Source organism: Symbiobacterium turbinis (assembly GCF_055383075.1).
The window spans coordinates 2,196,138-2,210,592 of record NZ_AP042433.1; the positions used below are offsets into that span (position 1 = coordinate 2,196,138).

Annotated in this window: 12 protein-coding genes; 1 reads left to right on the forward strand and 11 read right to left on the reverse strand. The window is 67.7% G+C overall.

What is annotated here, in order from left to right; translation table 11 throughout:
* Positions 1-108: 108 nt before the first annotated feature.
* The 10 genes from ACZ45O_RS10480 to pheA form a co-directional block, all read right to left on the reverse strand.
* Complete coding sequence (locus ACZ45O_RS10480) at positions 109-963, reverse strand: class II fructose-1,6-bisphosphate aldolase (RefSeq protein WP_464852825.1); 855 nt, start codon at positions 961-963, stop codon at positions 109-111.
* Between the two features lie 149 nt (positions 964-1,112).
* On the reverse strand, positions 1,113-2,828 hold the full coding sequence (gene ilvB / locus ACZ45O_RS10485) for a biosynthetic-type acetolactate synthase large subunit (RefSeq protein ID WP_464852827.1): 1,716 nt from the start codon (positions 2,826-2,828) through the stop codon (positions 1,113-1,115).
* Positions 2,829-2,846: 18 nt separating this feature from the next.
* Positions 2,847-4,529, reverse strand: coding sequence for a dihydroxy-acid dehydratase (gene ilvD / locus ACZ45O_RS10490; protein ID WP_464852829.1), 1,683 nt, complete (start codon positions 4,527-4,529; stop codon positions 2,847-2,849).
* A 74-nt stretch (positions 4,530-4,603) separates the two neighbouring features.
* Positions 4,604-5,479: a branched-chain-amino-acid transaminase gene (gene ilvE / locus ACZ45O_RS10495; protein ID WP_464852830.1), complete on the reverse strand. Its 876-nt coding sequence runs from the start codon at positions 5,477-5,479 to the stop codon at positions 4,604-4,606.
* Between the two features lie 123 nt (positions 5,480-5,602).
* On the reverse strand, positions 5,603-7,174 hold the full coding sequence (locus tag ACZ45O_RS10500) for a 2-isopropylmalate synthase (protein WP_464852832.1): 1,572 nt from the start codon (positions 7,172-7,174) through the stop codon (positions 5,603-5,605).
* A 675-nt stretch (positions 7,175-7,849) separates the two neighbouring features.
* Entirely contained in the window at positions 7,850-8,866 is a 1,017-nt protein-coding gene (ilvC, locus tag ACZ45O_RS10505) for a ketol-acid reductoisomerase (RefSeq protein ID WP_464852834.1), read from the reverse strand.
* Complete coding sequence (ilvN, locus tag ACZ45O_RS10510) at positions 8,841-9,374, reverse strand: acetolactate synthase small subunit (protein WP_464852836.1); 534 nt, start codon at positions 9,372-9,374, stop codon at positions 8,841-8,843. The genes ilvC and ilvN overlap by 26 nt, the downstream gene beginning before the upstream one ends.
* A gap of 516 nt (positions 9,375-9,890) precedes the next feature.
* On the reverse strand, positions 9,891-10,721 hold the full coding sequence (locus tag ACZ45O_RS10515) for an HD-GYP domain-containing protein (RefSeq protein WP_464852838.1): 831 nt from the start codon (positions 10,719-10,721) through the stop codon (positions 9,891-9,893).
* A gap of 4 nt (positions 10,722-10,725) precedes the next feature.
* Positions 10,726-11,094: a response regulator gene (locus ACZ45O_RS10520; RefSeq protein ID WP_464852840.1), complete on the reverse strand. Its 369-nt coding sequence runs from the start codon at positions 11,092-11,094 to the stop codon at positions 10,726-10,728.
* Between the two features lie 72 nt (positions 11,095-11,166).
* The gene (pheA, locus tag ACZ45O_RS10525; protein WP_464852842.1) at positions 11,167-11,988 is read right to left on the reverse strand and encodes a prephenate dehydratase; all 822 of its coding nucleotides are present in this window, start codon (positions 11,986-11,988) and stop codon (positions 11,167-11,169) included.
* 400 nt (positions 11,989-12,388) lie between these two features.
* On the opposite strand from pheA, the gene ACZ45O_RS10530 reads away from it, so the two are divergent.
* Positions 12,389-12,805, forward strand: a complete 417-nt coding sequence (locus ACZ45O_RS10530; protein WP_464852844.1) for a MarR family winged helix-turn-helix transcriptional regulator — start codon at positions 12,389-12,391, stop codon at positions 12,803-12,805.
* A 39-nt stretch (positions 12,806-12,844) separates the two neighbouring features.
* Here the strand turns inward: ACZ45O_RS10530 and ACZ45O_RS10535 are convergent, their stop codons facing one another.
* Positions 12,845-14,437, reverse strand: a complete 1,593-nt coding sequence (locus ACZ45O_RS10535; protein ID WP_464852846.1) for a putative polysaccharide biosynthesis protein — start codon at positions 14,435-14,437, stop codon at positions 12,845-12,847.
* Positions 14,438-14,455: the final 18 nt, after the last annotated feature.

Below are 14,455 nucleotides of genomic sequence, written 5' to 3' on the forward strand. Positions count from 1 at the left end.
GTGTCCTCCTCGAAAAGAACGATCGCCGTTGGGTAGGTTTCCCCAGCGGCGATCGTTTTTCCTGGCAGAACCCCTCACGCCCTGCCCGCGCAGCAGGCGGGCCGGATCTCACGCCTTCCCGGCGCACCCGAAAAGCTTCATCTTCTCCTTGATGTGCTCCTTCAGCACGTCCCGGGCCGGGGCGAAGATCTTGCGGGGGTCGATCTCGTTGGGCTTCTCTGCCAGCTGCCGGCGCACCTCGCCCAGGAAGGCCTGGCGCAGCTCCGTATCGATGTTCACCTTGCGGATGCCCAGAGCGATGCCCTTCTTCACATCCTCCTCGGGCACGCCGGAGCCGCCGTGCATCACCAGGTAGGCGCCGGTCTTCTCGTGCACCGCGGCGATGCGGTCCAGGTCCAGCTTGGGCGGCAGCTTGTACGGGCCGTGGGCGGTGCCGAAGGACATGGCCAGGGCATCCACCCCGGTGGCCTCGTAGAACTCGATGGCGTCGGGAACGGGCGTGAGCATCGCGTCCCGCTCGTCGACGACGATGTCGTCCTCCACGCCACCGATCTTGCCGATCTCGCCCTCGACCGAGACGCCCACCGCATGGGCGATCTTGACGACCTCCCGGGTGCGGGCGATGTTCTCTTCCTTCTCGTACTGCGACCCGTCGAACATCACCGACGTGAAGCCCGCCCGGATGCAGGCGACGATGGTGTTGAAGTCGGTACCGTGGTCCAGGTGCAGGGCAATGGGCACCGTGGCCTTCTCGGCCGCGGCCTTCACCATGGCGACGATGTAATCGAGGCCGGCGTACTTGATCGCCCCCTGGCTCGCCTGCAGAACCACCGGAGAACGGGCCTCCTCCGCGGCCGCGGCGATGGCCTGGACGATCTCCAGGTTATTACAATTGAACGCACCGACCGCGTACTTGCCCTCCTGTGCTGCATCCAAGATCGTCCTCAGTGAGACCAGAGTCATCGTGTTGCCTCCCACCGCGCCCCCGGGGCGCCTTTGCTTCTAAGTGGAGTGTTATGCCAGCCGGACGGTTGCTTCCTATCGGACGAGGTATCGATTCTTTCAATAACACTTATAGGGTTCGTCTATAGGCGCGGCGGTTATACATCGCACTACTTTCCGGGCCGGCTCAGCAGGGCTTCCGTATTGGCCCCGCCGGGCGGCACGATGGGGAAGACGTTCTCCTCCTCGTGCACCACGACCTCCAGGAGCACCGGGCCGTCGTGCGCCCGGGTCTCGGCCATGGCGTCGGCCAGCTCGCCGAGCTGCCGCACCCTGAGGCCCCTGATGCCGTAAGCCTCAGCCAGCTTCACGAAGTCCGGCATGCCCGGCCGCAGGTCGACCTCCTTGTACCGGCCCTTGTAGAACATCTCCTGCCACTGGCGCACCATGCCCAGGTAGCCGTTGTTGATCAGCACGATCTTGACGGGCAGGTTTTCCTGCACCACGGTGGCCAGCTCCTGGATGCACATCTGGATCGAGCCGTCGCCGGTAATGACCACCACATCCCGGTCCGGCCGGCCGATGGCGGCGCCGATGGCTGCGGGCAGGCCGAAGCCCATGGTGCCGAGCCCGCTGGACGAGAGCCAGGTGCGGGGCTCCGTGCGGGTGCAGTAATGCGCGGCCCACATCTGGTGCTGGCCGACGTCGGTGGCTACGATGGCCTTCGGCCCGAAGGCCTCCTGCACCGCCTGGATCACCTGCTGCGGCTTCGGCACCCCGGCCGGATCGGTCGGGATCTCCTCGCCGCGGCGCACGCCCCAGAGCGGATGCTGCTCGTGCCAGGCCTGCACCTGCGCCCGCCACTCGGGCAGGGTCTGCGACCAGTCGCCCAGGGCCTCGTTGATCTGGGCCAGCACCAGGCCGCAGTCGCCCACCAGCTGGATGTGCGAGTGCAGGTTCTTGGACATCTCCGCCGGGTCGATGTCGATGTGGATCACCCGCGCCTTGGGCGCAAACCGGGAGGCCATGCCGGTCACCCGGTCGTCGAACCGCATGCCGCAGGCGATCAGGAGGTCGGAGTTGGCCACGGCCCGGTTGGCGGCGAAGGTGCCGTGCATGCCGACCAGGCCCAGGCACAGCGGGTGGTCCATCGGGAAGCCGCCGAGGCCCATCAGCGTCTCCACCACCGGGGCGTCCATCCGCTCCGCCAGCTCCCGGAAGGGTCGCGCGGCGTCCTCGGACGAGACGACGCCCCCGCCGCAGATCAGCACCGGCCGCTGCGCAGAGCGGATCGCCTCCACGGCCTCCGCCACCGCCTCCGGGCGGGCCTCACGGGGGATCCGATACCCAGGCAGGTGGATCGCGGGCGGGTACTCCCAGCGGATCTGCGCGTTGGTCACATCCTTCGGGATGTCGATCAGGACGGGACCCGGACGGCCGGTGCTGGCGATGTGGAAGGCCTCACGGACGATTCGCAGCAGGTCGTCGGGGTCGGTCACCAGGTAGTTGTGCTTCGTCACCGGCATGGTGATGCCCGTGACGTCGGCCTCCTGAAAGGCGTCCCGCCCGATGAGCGAGCGGACCACCTGCCCGGTGATCGCCACGATGGGCGTCGAGTCCATCATGGCGTCGCAGAGGCCGGTCACCAGGTTGGTCGCGCCGGGGCCGGAGGTGGCCAGCACCACCCCCACCTTGCCCGTCGCCCGGGCGTAACCCTCGGCCGCGTGGATGGCCCCCTGCTCGTGACGGGTCAGCACGTGGTGAATGGGGCTGTCGTAGAGGGCGTCGTAGATGTACAGACTCGCCCCACCGGGGTAGCCGAAGATGACCTCGACCCCCTCCGCCTCCAACGCCCTCAGCAGGGCGCGAGCCGCCTGCATCTCCATCTCAACGTCCTCCTTTGCTCACTCCTCCGGCGTGCGCAGCACCGCACCCGTGTTGGCCGATGTCACCATGGCGGCGTAGCGCCCCAGCCAGCCCCGCCGCACCTTCGGCGCCGGCTTCACCCAGGCCGCCCGGCGCCGCTCCAGCTCCTCCTCGGGCACATCCAGCCAGAGCCGGCGGCCGGGGATGTCGATCGTGATCGGGTCGCCGTCCTGAACCAGGGCGATGGGACCGCCCTCGGCAGCCTCGGGGGAAATGTGGCCCAGGCAGATGCCCCGGGTGCCGCCCGAGAAGCGCCCGTCGGTGATCAGGGCGACCTCCGTGCCGAGCCCCATCCCCACGATGGCCGACGTCGGGGCCAGCATCTCCGGCATGCCGGGACCGCCCCTGGGCCCCTCGTAGCGGATCACCACCACGTGGCCCGGCTGCACCTTGCCGCCGAAGATCCCCTGCAGGGCCTCGTCCTGCGAATCGAAGCAGATCGCCCGGCCGGTGAAGGTGGTAATGGACGGATCTACCGCCCCCACCTTCAGGGCCGCTCCGTTGGGCGCCAGGTTGCCGAAAAGCATGGCCAGGCCGCCGGTCTCGGCGTACGGGTCCTCCACCGGGCGGATGACCTCGCGGTTGCGGTTCTCGGCCTCCGCCCAGAGCTCGCCGATGGTCTTGCCCGTCACCGTGAGGCAGTCGGGGTGCAGCGTCCCCTCCTTGCGGGAGAGCTCCTTAAGGATGGCCATCACGCCGCCGGCCGCGTGCACGTCCTCGATGTGCACCTCGTAGGTGGCCGGCGAGACCTTGCAGAGATAAGGTACCCGGGCGGAGAGCTCGTTGATCCGTTCCAGCGGGTAGTCGATCCCCGCCTCGGTGGCGATGGCCAGGGTGTGCAGCACGGTGTTGGTGGAGCCGCCCATGGCGATGTCCAGCGCGAAGGCGTTGTCGATGGCCTCCAGGGTGACGATCTCCCGGGGCTTTGGCCCGCCGGCGATCGCCATCTCCACGATGCGCCGGGCCGCCGCCCGGGCCAGCTCCTCCCGCTCCGCCGACTTGGCCAGGGCAGTGCCGTTGCCCGGCAGGGCCAGCCCCAGGGCCTCGCAGAGGCAGTTCATCGAGTTGGCGGTGAACATGCCCGAGCAGGAGCCGCAGGTGGGGCAGGCCAGGTCCTCGAGCTCCTTCAGCTCCTCATCGCTGATCATGCCCCGGCTGTGGGCGCCGACCCCCTCGAAGATGTTGATGAGGTCCGCCTTGCGGCCGTCCTTCAGCCGCCCGGCCGCCATGGGGCCGCCGGAGATGAAGATCGTGGGCACGTTCACCCGCATGGCCGCCATGAGCATGCCCGGGGTGATCTTGTCGCAGTTGGGGATGCAGATCATCGCATCCAGCTGGTGCGCCTCGATCACCGTCTCCACCGCGTCGGCAATCAGCTCCCGGCTGGGCAGGCTGTAGCGCATGCCGATGTGGCCCATGGCGATGCCGTCGTCCACGCCGATGGTGTTGAAGATGAAGGGCACGCCGCCGGCCTCCCGCACGGCTTCCTTCACCAGGTCGCCGAACTCCTTCAGGTGGACGTGCCCCGGCACAATATCAATGTAGCTGTTCGCAATGCCGATGAAGGGCTTTCCCATGTCGGCGTCGGTCACACCGGTCGCCTTCAGCAGCGCTCGATGCGGAGCCCGGTCGGGCCCTTTCTTGATCATGTCGCTGCGCACCGTCTATCCCTCCATCGTTGAGTAATACAGTGGTTCCCCGGGCAACCGGCGCTGGCCGGCGCCTGCGCTCGCCTCTACCAGATGGGCGTGCCCTCCTCCTGCACCCGCCGGCGGAACTCGTCGATGAGCTGCCGGGTGATCTCGCCGGGCTCGCCGGTGCCAATCTTGCGGGCGTCGCACTCAACCACCGGCACGATCTCGGCGGCGGTGCCTGTCAGGAAGCACTCGTCCGCGGTGTACAGGTCGTAGAGGGTGAAGGTCCCCTCCTCCACCTCGTAGCCCAGCTCCCGGGCGTACTCCATCACCGCCGCCCGGGTAATGCCGGGCAGGATGCCCAGGTGGACCGCCGGCGTGATCAGCCGGCCCTTCTTCACGATGAAGATGTTGTCGCCGGTGCCCTCGCAGACGTAACCTTCCTTGTTCAGCATGACCACCTCGGGGTAGCCCTGGGTGGCCGCGCTGATCTTCGCGGTGATGCTGGTCAGGTAGTTGAGGCTCTTCACCTGCGGCCAGACGGTATCCGGCGGATTCCGCCGGGTGGAGACCGAGATCACCTGCATCCCCCGGGTGTAGACCTCCTCGGGGTAGAGCTGGATGGAGTCGGCGATGCAGACCACCGTCGGCCGGGGGCACTTGCGGGGGTCAAGCCCCAGGTCGCCCTTGCCCCGGGAGACCACCAGCCGGATGTACCCATCCCGCAGATTCGACCGGCGCAGGGTCTCCAGCACGACCTCCTCCATCTCCCGCCAGGTGAGCGGGATCTCCAGCCAGATCGCCTTGGCGGAGTCGTAGAGCCGTTCCAGGTGCTCCGTCAGCCGGAAGACCCGGCCCCCGTAGGCCCGAATGCCCTCGAAGACGCCGTCGCCGTAAAGGAAGCCGTGGTCGAATACAGACACCTTGGCCTCTTCCCGCGGATACCACTCACCATCCACATAAACCTGGATCGACACGTTAACCCCTCCCCAACGTGTGATCAGTCTCCGCCACCAGTCCCCAGGGTTGGTCCCCGCAGGCCCGCACTTGCCGGCCTGGTCGGCTCGTCGCCGTACGGCCGCACTTGCCGGCCTGGTCGGCTAGTCGCCGTAGGCCCGCATCTGCCAGCCGGGCGCGGGATCGTCCGATACGGCCAGCGCGGCCCCGGAGAGGATCTTGTTCATGGCGTTCATGTAGGCCCGGGCCGAGGCCTCGATGACGTCCGTGGAGGTGCCCCGGCCGGAGGCCACCCGGTCGCCGGCCCGCACCCGCACCGTGACCTCGCCCAGGGCGTCCTGCCCCTCGGTCACGGCGTTGAGCCGGTAGTCCAGCAGCTGCCCCTCGAAGCGGGCCGCCCGGTCAATGGCGTGGTAGAGCGCGTTGATGGGTCCATCGCCCGAAGCGGCCTCCTGGACCACCTGGCCGTCACGCACCAGCCGGACCGACGCGGTGGCAATCTGCTCGTTCCCCGACACCACCTGGAAGGACTCCAGACGGCAGACCTCCGCCACCGTGCGATGCGCCTGCTCGTCGCCGACGATGGCCACCAGGTCGTGGTCGCTGATGGTGCGCTTGCGGTCGGCCAGCTCCTTGAACCGCTGGAAGGCGGAGTCGATCTCGGCGTCGGTGAGCTGATAGCCCAGGTGCTCCAGCCGGGCACGGAAGGCGGCCCGCCCGGAGTGCTTGCCGAGCACCAGGGCCGACTCCGGCACGCCCACATCCTCGGGCTTCATGATCTCGTAGGTGTCCCGGTGCTTCAGCATGCCGTCCTGGTGGATGCCGGACTCGTGGGCGAAGGCGTTGGCCCCGACGATCGCCTTGTTGGGCTGAACCGGGACGCCGGTGACGCTCTGCAGCAGCCGGGAGGTGCGGTAGATCTCGCGGGCATTGATGCCGGTGGAGACACCCCACTGGTCCCGCCGGACCTGCAGGGCCATCACGATCTCCTCCAGGGCCGCGTTGCCCGCCCGCTCGCCGATGCCGTTGATGGTGCACTCCACCTGCGTGGCGCCGGCCTCGATGGCGGCCAGGGTGTTGGCCACCGCCAGACCCAGGTCGTCGTGGCAGTGTACCGAGAACTGGACCCCCTCAGGGGCGTCCACGTGCTCGATGAGGTGGCGGATGAGGTCGTAGTACTCCTTCGGCGTGGTGTAGCCGACGGTGTCGGGCACGTTGAGGATCGTCGCGCCCGCCCGGGCGGCCACGGTGAAAATCTGGACGAGGAAGTTCCAGTCGGAGCGGGTCGCGTCCTCGGCCGAGAACTCGACCTCCGGCCCCAGCGACCGGGCCAGGGCGACGGCCTCCCGTGCGGCCCGCACCACCTCTTCCGGCTTCTTGCGGAGCTTGTATTGCATGTGAATCGGCGAAGTGGCGATGAAGGTGTGGATGCGGGGCTTCTCCGCGTGCTTCACGGCCTCGTAACAGCGCCGGATGTCCGCTTCGTTGGCCCGGGCCAGGCCGGCAATCGTGGGTCCCTTGATGGTCTCGGCGATCGTGCGCACGGCCTCAAAGTCGCCGGGCGAGGCGGCGGGAAAACCGGCCTCCATCACGTCGACGCCCAGCCTGCTAAGCTGGCGGGCCACCTCCAGCTTGGCCTCCGCCGTCATGCCGAACCCAGGAGCCTGCTCACCATCCCGCAGGGTGGTGTCGAAGATCCGAATCCGCCGCGTCATCGCCGTCACCATCCTTTTCCTTTATGTTCGTACTGTCTGTGTCCATAGGGGGGTGTGATCCACACCGCTTCCACGCTGTTCGCATCCGCTGTGGGTCCACACCCGTGGGGGCCTATCACCGGAGCATCCGCTCTGTTCGCCTTCGCTGTGGGGCCGCCCCCGTGGGGGCCCATCCCCGGAGCATCCGCTCTGTTCGCATCCGCTGTGGGTCCCCCTGGTGGGGGTCAGTCCCCGGAGCTTCCGCTCTGTTCGCCTTCGCTGTGGGTTCGCCCCCTGTGGGGGCCCATCCCCGGAGCATCCGCTCTGTTCGCTTTCGCTGTGGGTCCACACCCGTGGGGGCCCATCCCCGAAGCATCCGGTCTGTTCGCCTTCGCTGTGGGTTCGCCCCCTGTGGGGCCTATCCACGGCGCATCCGCTGTGTTGGCATTCAGTGCGGGGCCATCACTCCCCGAGGGCTACCCACACGCAACGAGAACAAAGCTTAAGGTTTGGGGCAAGCCCTCCACCAAGTCCGGATAGGGACCCACCACACCCGCGGCTACCCACCACACCCGCAGGGTACCGGCCACACCCGCAAGGCACCCACACGGAGCGAGAACAGACCTTAAGGTCCGGGCGGACACCCAGCCGGGTCCGGATGGGACCCCCCTGGCGGGGCCACCCACAACAGCCCGGCTACTCCTTGCCCACGGAGCCGACCGGCTTCGGCAGCCAGGGCATCATCGCCCGCAGGCGGGCGCCGACCTGCTCCACCGCATGCTCGGCGTTCTGCCGCCGGAGGGCGGTAAACTTCGGCCGGCCGACCTGGTTCTCCAGGATCCAGTCCTTGGCGAAGGAGCCATCCTGAATCTCGGCCAGAATCTGCTTCATCCGCTCCTTCACCTCGGGGCCGATGACCCGGGGGCCGCTGACGTAGTCGCCGTACTCAGCGGTGTCGCTGATGGAGTAGCGCATGGCCGCCATGCCGCCCTCGTACATCAGGTCGACGATCAGCTTCAGCTCGTGCAGGCACTCGAAGTAGGCGATCTCGGGAGCGTAGCCCGCCTCGGTGAGCACCTCGAAGCCGTACTTCACCAGCTGGGTCATGCCGCCGCACAGCACGGCCTGCTCGCCGAAGAGGTCGGACTCGCACTCCTCCCTGAAGGTGGTCTCGATGACGCCGGCCCGGGTGCCGCCGATGCCCTTCGCCCAGGCAAGGGCCACATCCTTACAGCGACCGGTGGCGTCCTGGTGAATCGCCATCAGACAGGGCACGCCCCGCCCCTCCTGGTACTGCCGCCGGACCAGATGGCCGGGGCCCTTGGGAGCGATCATGAAGACGTCCACGTCTGCCGGCGGCCGCACCTGGCCGAAGTGGATCGCGAACCCGTGGCCGAAACCGAGGGCCTTGCCCGCCTTCAGGTGGGGCTTGATCTGCTCCTCGTAAACCCGCCCCTGGTGCTCGTCGTTGATCAGCAGCATGATCACGTCGGCCATCTCAGCCGCCGCCGACACGGTGGCCACCTTCAGGCCCGCCTCTTCGGCCCGGGCCCAGCTGGGGCTGCCCTCCCGCAGGCCTACGGTCACGTCAAGGCCCGAATCGTGCAGGTTGAGGGCGTGAGCGTGGCCCTGGCTGCCAAAACCGATGACCGCGATCCTCTTCCCCTGAAGGGCCGCCAGACTCGCATCAGACTCGTAGTACAGCCGCGTCATCGTACCGATCCTCCCTGTATGCCGTCATCGACTGCGCTCCCCGCGCCAGGGCGATGATCCCCGTGCGGGCCACCTCCTGGACCCCGAACTCCCGGGCCAGGCTGATCAGGGCGTCCACCTTGTCCTGGGTGCCCGTGACTTCGAGAATGACCGCCTCGTGGCCCACATCCACCACGTTGGCCCGGAAGACCGAAGCAAGCTGCAGGACCTGGGGCCGGCGCTCCGGGTCGACGCTGACCTTGATCAGGGCCAGCTCGCGGGCCACGCTGTGATCCGCGTCCAGGTCGGTTACCTGGATCACCTCGATCAGCTTGTCGAGCTGCTTCGAGACCTGGTTCAGCGTGGGCTCGTCGCCCTCCACCACCAACGTCATCCGGGAGATGGCCGGGTTGTCTGTCACCCCGACAGCCAGGCTCTCAATATTAAACCCCCGCCGCCGAATGAGCCCCGCCACCCGGGCCAGCACGCCCGGATGATTCTCCACCAACACCGCCAGGATGCGCTTCACCCGATCACACCTCCTCAATCTTGCCTCTCCGGAAAAGAGAAAATCCCCATCGCTCAGGTCTTGCACCTTCGCGATAGGGACGATCTGACCGTCGTGGTACCACCCTACTTCGCCCTCCCCCGCGGAGAGAAGGGCCTCAACTCATCATAACGGCCTTGCGGCCGGCGCCCGCCTACTGACTGTGCACCGCACGCTGTGCGCCGCACAGAGGTTCAGCGGGGCAGCTACGGGGTGAGGTTCAGACCGGGACGAGTACGGCCTTCCCAGCGCCGGCCGCTCTCTGGAACCCGTGGCTCCGGTCCTACTGGCCCCGTCATTGCTTTGTGCGCTATTCCCGACGCTGGCCGAGCACACTTTACTGTACTAACGTACCAGCGTATTGATTGCGATTGTACCCACGCCTTCACGCCGTGTCAACACCCCTTGCACACTTTTTCACATTTTCCCGGACCGGGCGGCGCCCCCGCCCGCGAAAAAGGCACAAAAAAAGGCAGCGGCCACCGGGCGAACCGCGCGCTAGATCGCGTACAGCTCCCGTGTGACCTCTTCCTCCAGGGCCTGGTGGATCAGCCCGTCCTCGTACAGCCGGACGAACTCGGGCACAAGGGCGGGGTCAAACTGCGTGCCGGCGCAGCGGCGGATCTCGGCGATGGCCGCATCCATGCTCATCGGCGCGCGGTAGACGCGTGCGGTGGTCATGGCGTCGAAGGCGTCTACGATCGCGAGAAGGCGCCCCTCAACGGGAATCGCCTCGCCGGCCAGCTGGTGCGGGTAGCCCTTGCCGTCCCACCGCTCGTGGTGGTTCAACACGAACGGAATCGCCGGCACCAGGGCGTCGATGCCCTGCAGGATCTGCGCCCCGATGATGGTGTGCTGCTTCATCAGCTCGTACTCCTCGGCGTTGAGCCGCCCCGGCTTGCGCAGGATGGCGTCGGGCACGCCGATCTTCCCGATGTCGTGGAGCAAGGCCCCCATGCGGGCGATGGAGAGCCGCTCCCGCTCCCATCCCAGTCGGTCGCAGAAGGCCAGGGTGATGCGGGCCACCCGGTCGGTGTGACCCCGCGTGTACGGATCCCGGGCTTCAATGGAGTTCGCCAGCGCGCCCACAGTGGCCACGAGCAGCCGCTCCAGCTCGATGGTCCGCTGCCGCACCAGCTGGTACTCCCGGTTCAGGTCCTCCGCGTAAGAGAGCAGCTGGGCGCGGAGCAGCTCCACCTCTGCGACATGGCGTGACAGCTCCGACCGCACCCCGCCGAAATCCTCGGCGAGAAGCAGGCTCTGGGCACGCCAGTAGCGGACCTCCCGTTCCAGCTCTTCCCGTGTCAGCCCGGAGATCTCGTCATACATGTGCTCAGTCCTCCGCCCGGGTGAGCAGCTTCTCGACGGCGCCCAGCAGGCGCAGCGGGCTGTAAGGCTTGGGCAGGAAGACGTCGGGCCCGGCCTCGCCGACCTCCGGCTGCCGATCCTGCTCGGTCAGCAGGATGACCGGGGTGCTGCCGGATCCCAGATCCTGCTTGATCGCTCGGCAAACCTCCACACCGCTGACACCCGGCATCGACTCGTCGAGGATGACCAAGTCTGGCTTGTGCTTCTCGCGCAGTGCGAGAGCCTGGACGCCGCCTGAAGCTTCGATGATCTGGTAGCGTGGATCCTGAAGGGTGGCACGAAGCAAGTCACGTCGCGAATGGTCTGCGTCGGCGATGAGGATTTTCTTGATCAATCGGCTTTCCTCCTTGCCGGGGTTGCGCCACCTGTGCTCATTCGCTCCTGTGACTACGAACTCCTGCTAGGCTCAGGCGGTCGCCCGCCTGAAAGAGCCCAACACCTTGCAATAGTTTGCGTACTTCGCCAGTTCTGCAAGCGCCGCCCGCACGTGCGGATCGTCGCGATGGCCCTCGAAGTCCAGGTAGAAGACGTACTCCCAGGGCTGGTTGCGCGAGGGCCGCGACTCCAGCTTCAGCAGGTTGATGTTCCGCCTGGCCAGGGCCGAGAGCGCCATGTAGAGCGAGCCCGGCTGGTGGGCCAGCGCGAGGAAGAGCATCGTCTTCTGCGGCCCCTCCTCCCGCGGGGCCGGATCCCGCTGGAGCTGGACGAACCGGGTGACGTTGTCCTTGATGGTCTGGATCGACTCGGCCAGCACCGTCAGCCCGTACCGCTCCGCGGCGCCCAGGCCCGCCACCGCCGCTACGCCCGTGAGTTCCTGCTCCCGGATCATCTTGGCCGACCCGGCGGTGTCGTATGTGGCCACCACCTCCACCCCCAGCTCACGCAGGAAGCGGTCGCACTGTGCGAGCGCCTGGGGATGCGAGATGACCCGGCGGATGTCCTCCAGGCTCTGCCCCGGCAGCGCCAGCAGGGCGTGGTTCACCGGATGCAGCACCTCACCGGCCACGTACAGGTCGTACTGGCGCAGCAGGTCGTACACGTCGTTGATGGACCCGGCCTGGGAGTTCTCCACCGGCGCGAGCCCGTAGTCCACCGTGCCGCTGGCCACCGCCTCGAAGAGATCGGCGAAGGACTTGCACGGATACGGCTCCGCCGACGGGCCGAACCGGGCGCGCACCGCCTCGTCCCCGTAGGCCCCCAACTCCCCCTGAAAGGCGACGACCGGCATGCTCGTTCACTCCCGAACACGATTTGCGGTCATTCTACCATACATCCGCATTTTGGGCGAGCAGGCGCGGTATCGGAATTGGCGCGGGAGAATATGTATGAGTATACGGTAAATGGGAACCATAGTGATGACAGAGCGAAGAGTCCCATGTGAACCTGCCCTGCGGGAAATGAGGAAAAGAGAGCAGTTTCACGTTCTCCCTTTATTGATAATATTTGGGTTACATGGGATAATTGGTTCTGCAGATGCGATGGACCGGCCGGCGGCCTCCTGGTCAAGGCCGTGCCACCGACAAAGGGAAAGGCTGGTGAAAGGCTTGAAACAACAGGCCGATACGGCCCCGGCGGATCGTTTTACGCCTGAGAACATTCTTCCCCTTCTTCAGACCATCGCCGACCTGGTGGAGAAGCGGTGCCACCGGTTCCTCAGCCGCAACTACGGGCTCACCATGCCCCAGTACCAACTGCTCCTCGCGGCGATGTACGGCGGTGCGACCACCCTGGGCAGCCTGGCGGATCAGCTGAACTGCTCGCGGGGCAACCTGACCGGAGTGGCCGACCGGCTGGAGCGGGACGGCTGGCTGGTGCGTGAGCGCAGCACCGAGGACCGGCGGGTGGTGAACATCCGCCTGACTGAGAAGGGCAAGAAGGTGTGGGAGATCAGGAACGCGCTGGCCGAGGAGATGGCCGAGATCGCGAAGATCTGGTCCCCCGACGAGATGGCCATCATGCTGCGTGCCCTCGAACGGCTGTATGGCGAGTTGAAGGGAGAAGCGCCGAGGCCCGCCGGCGAGAAGCCGGCAACCGAAGCGATGTAGACAGGGACCACCTGGTGGCGGCCAGGTGGTCTCTGCGCGTCAGCTCCACGGCCAGAGGATCGCCAGCCACCGCTCCAGGCGCGGAGCGAAGGGGCCCGCCATCGCCAGCAGCTCCGTCCGGGTGATGCTGCGGGTGGCGATCAGGGTGCCGCCGTACAAAACCGGCGCCACCACCATCGCTGCGGCCAGCGCCTCCGTCCGGCTCGCGGTGCCCCAGAAGGAGGCGATGAGCCCCGCCAGGCCCAGGCCCATCACCAGCGAGGCGACCATCGGGCCCATCAGGATGCGCCCCCAGGGCACCGGCTCCTCCAGCAGCCGCTCCAGCTCCCGGGCGTTGAACCAGAGGGCGGTGAAGAACATGACCACCGAGGCCGTGGCGACGCCGTTGACGTCGATGCCCCGGATCGGCGCCAGCAAGAAGTCCAGGGCCAGCTTCAGCACCATGGCCAGGGTGAGGTTGCGCATCGGCGCGCCGGTCTCCCCCAGGGCCTGGAGCTGCGCAACGGTCATCCAGGTGAGCGGCCCGAGCAAAGCCACGGGCCCCAGGTGGCGGAGCGGGTCGGCAGCCAGCGGCTCCCCGAAGAGCAGCGCGATGGGGGCCGAGAGCACCATGGCGCCAATCGCCACCGGCAGGCAGATCAGGCTGGCGGTCCTGAGGCCCAGCACCACCCGCTGCCGCACCGCCTCCATGTCGCCCCGGGCCTTGGCGGCGGTGAGGGTCGGGACCGTGGCGTTGGCCACCGCGTTGGTGAGCACGAAGGGGAACCAGACCACCTGCACGGCGATGCCGGCGAACGCGCCGTAGAGCGCGGTGGCCGCGGCGGGCGGGTAGCCCGCCTTCAGAAAGCCCCGCTGGACGATGGAGACATCCAGCACGTTGAGCAGGGGCATGGTGACCGAGCCCAGGGTGACGGGCCACGCCAGCCGCAGCATGCGCAGGCCGAGCCCCCTTGGCATGGGGCGCTCTGCTGCGAGCTCCTCCTGCTCGGCTTCGAGCTCCGCCTGCTCCCGGCGCACCCGCCAGAGCATGAAGAGCACCGAGGCCAGGGCCCCGACCGTGATCCCCAGGGCGGCCCCCGCCGCGGCGTACTCCAAGCCCAGGGGCAGGAGCAGGACGGCGGCGCCCATCGTGACGGCGATCTTCGTCCCCTGCTCCAGCACCGAGGCGACGGCGCTGGGGGTCATCTGCTTCTGCCCCTGCATGTAGTGCCGGAAGACAGAGTCCAGGCCGTTGAGGATGACCGCCGGGGCCAGGGCCACCAGCGGCCAGTAGGAGCGGGCGTCGCCCAGGGCCCGTGCCAGGAACGGGGCGCCGATGAGGAGCAGGCAGGCGGCCGCGCCGCCGGCGAGGAGGCCGTAGGTGAGGGCCAGGCGCAGGACCCGGTGCATCACATCCCGCCGGCCCCGCTCGTTGTACTCGGCCACCAGGTTCTGGACGGCCACCGGCACGCCGCCCACGGCCAGGTGCAGCAGCGCGTTGTAGGCCGGCAGGGCCATCTGGTAGATCCCCAGGCCCTCCGAGCCCACCATGCGGGTGAGGGGAAGCCGGACCAGCAGGTTGCCCACCTTGATGATGAGCCCCGCCAGCGCAAGGGCAGCCGCGCCCCTGAGCAAGGACTCTCTCCGGCTCATGCTCGTCCCCCCTCCGAA

Bases quoted from the DNA above. Each gene is read 5' to 3' on its own strand.
- ACZ45O_RS10515 (WP_464852838.1), bottom strand. From the start codon at position 10,721: ATGTATGACGAGATCTCCGGGCTGACACGGGAAGAGCTGGAACGGGAG.
- ilvB (WP_464852827.1), bottom strand. From the start codon at position 2,828: ATGGAGATGCAGGCGGCTCGCGCCCTGCTGAGGGCGTTGGAGGCGGAG.
- ACZ45O_RS10535 (WP_464852846.1), bottom strand. From the start codon at position 14,437: ATGAGCCGGAGAGAGTCCTTGCTCAGGGGCGCGGCTGCCCTTGCGCTG.
- pheA (WP_464852842.1), bottom strand. From the start codon at position 11,988: ATGCCGGTCGTCGCCTTTCAGGGGGAGTTGGGGGCCTACGGGGACGAG.
- ACZ45O_RS10480 (WP_464852825.1), bottom strand. From the start codon at position 963: ATGACTCTGGTCTCACTGAGGACGATCTTGGATGCAGCACAGGAGGGC.
- ACZ45O_RS10500 (WP_464852832.1), bottom strand. From the start codon at position 7,174: ATGACGCGGCGGATTCGGATCTTCGACACCACCCTGCGGGATGGTGAG.
- ilvC (WP_464852834.1), bottom strand. From the start codon at position 8,866: ATGACGCGGCTGTACTACGAGTCTGATGCGAGTCTGGCGGCCCTTCAG.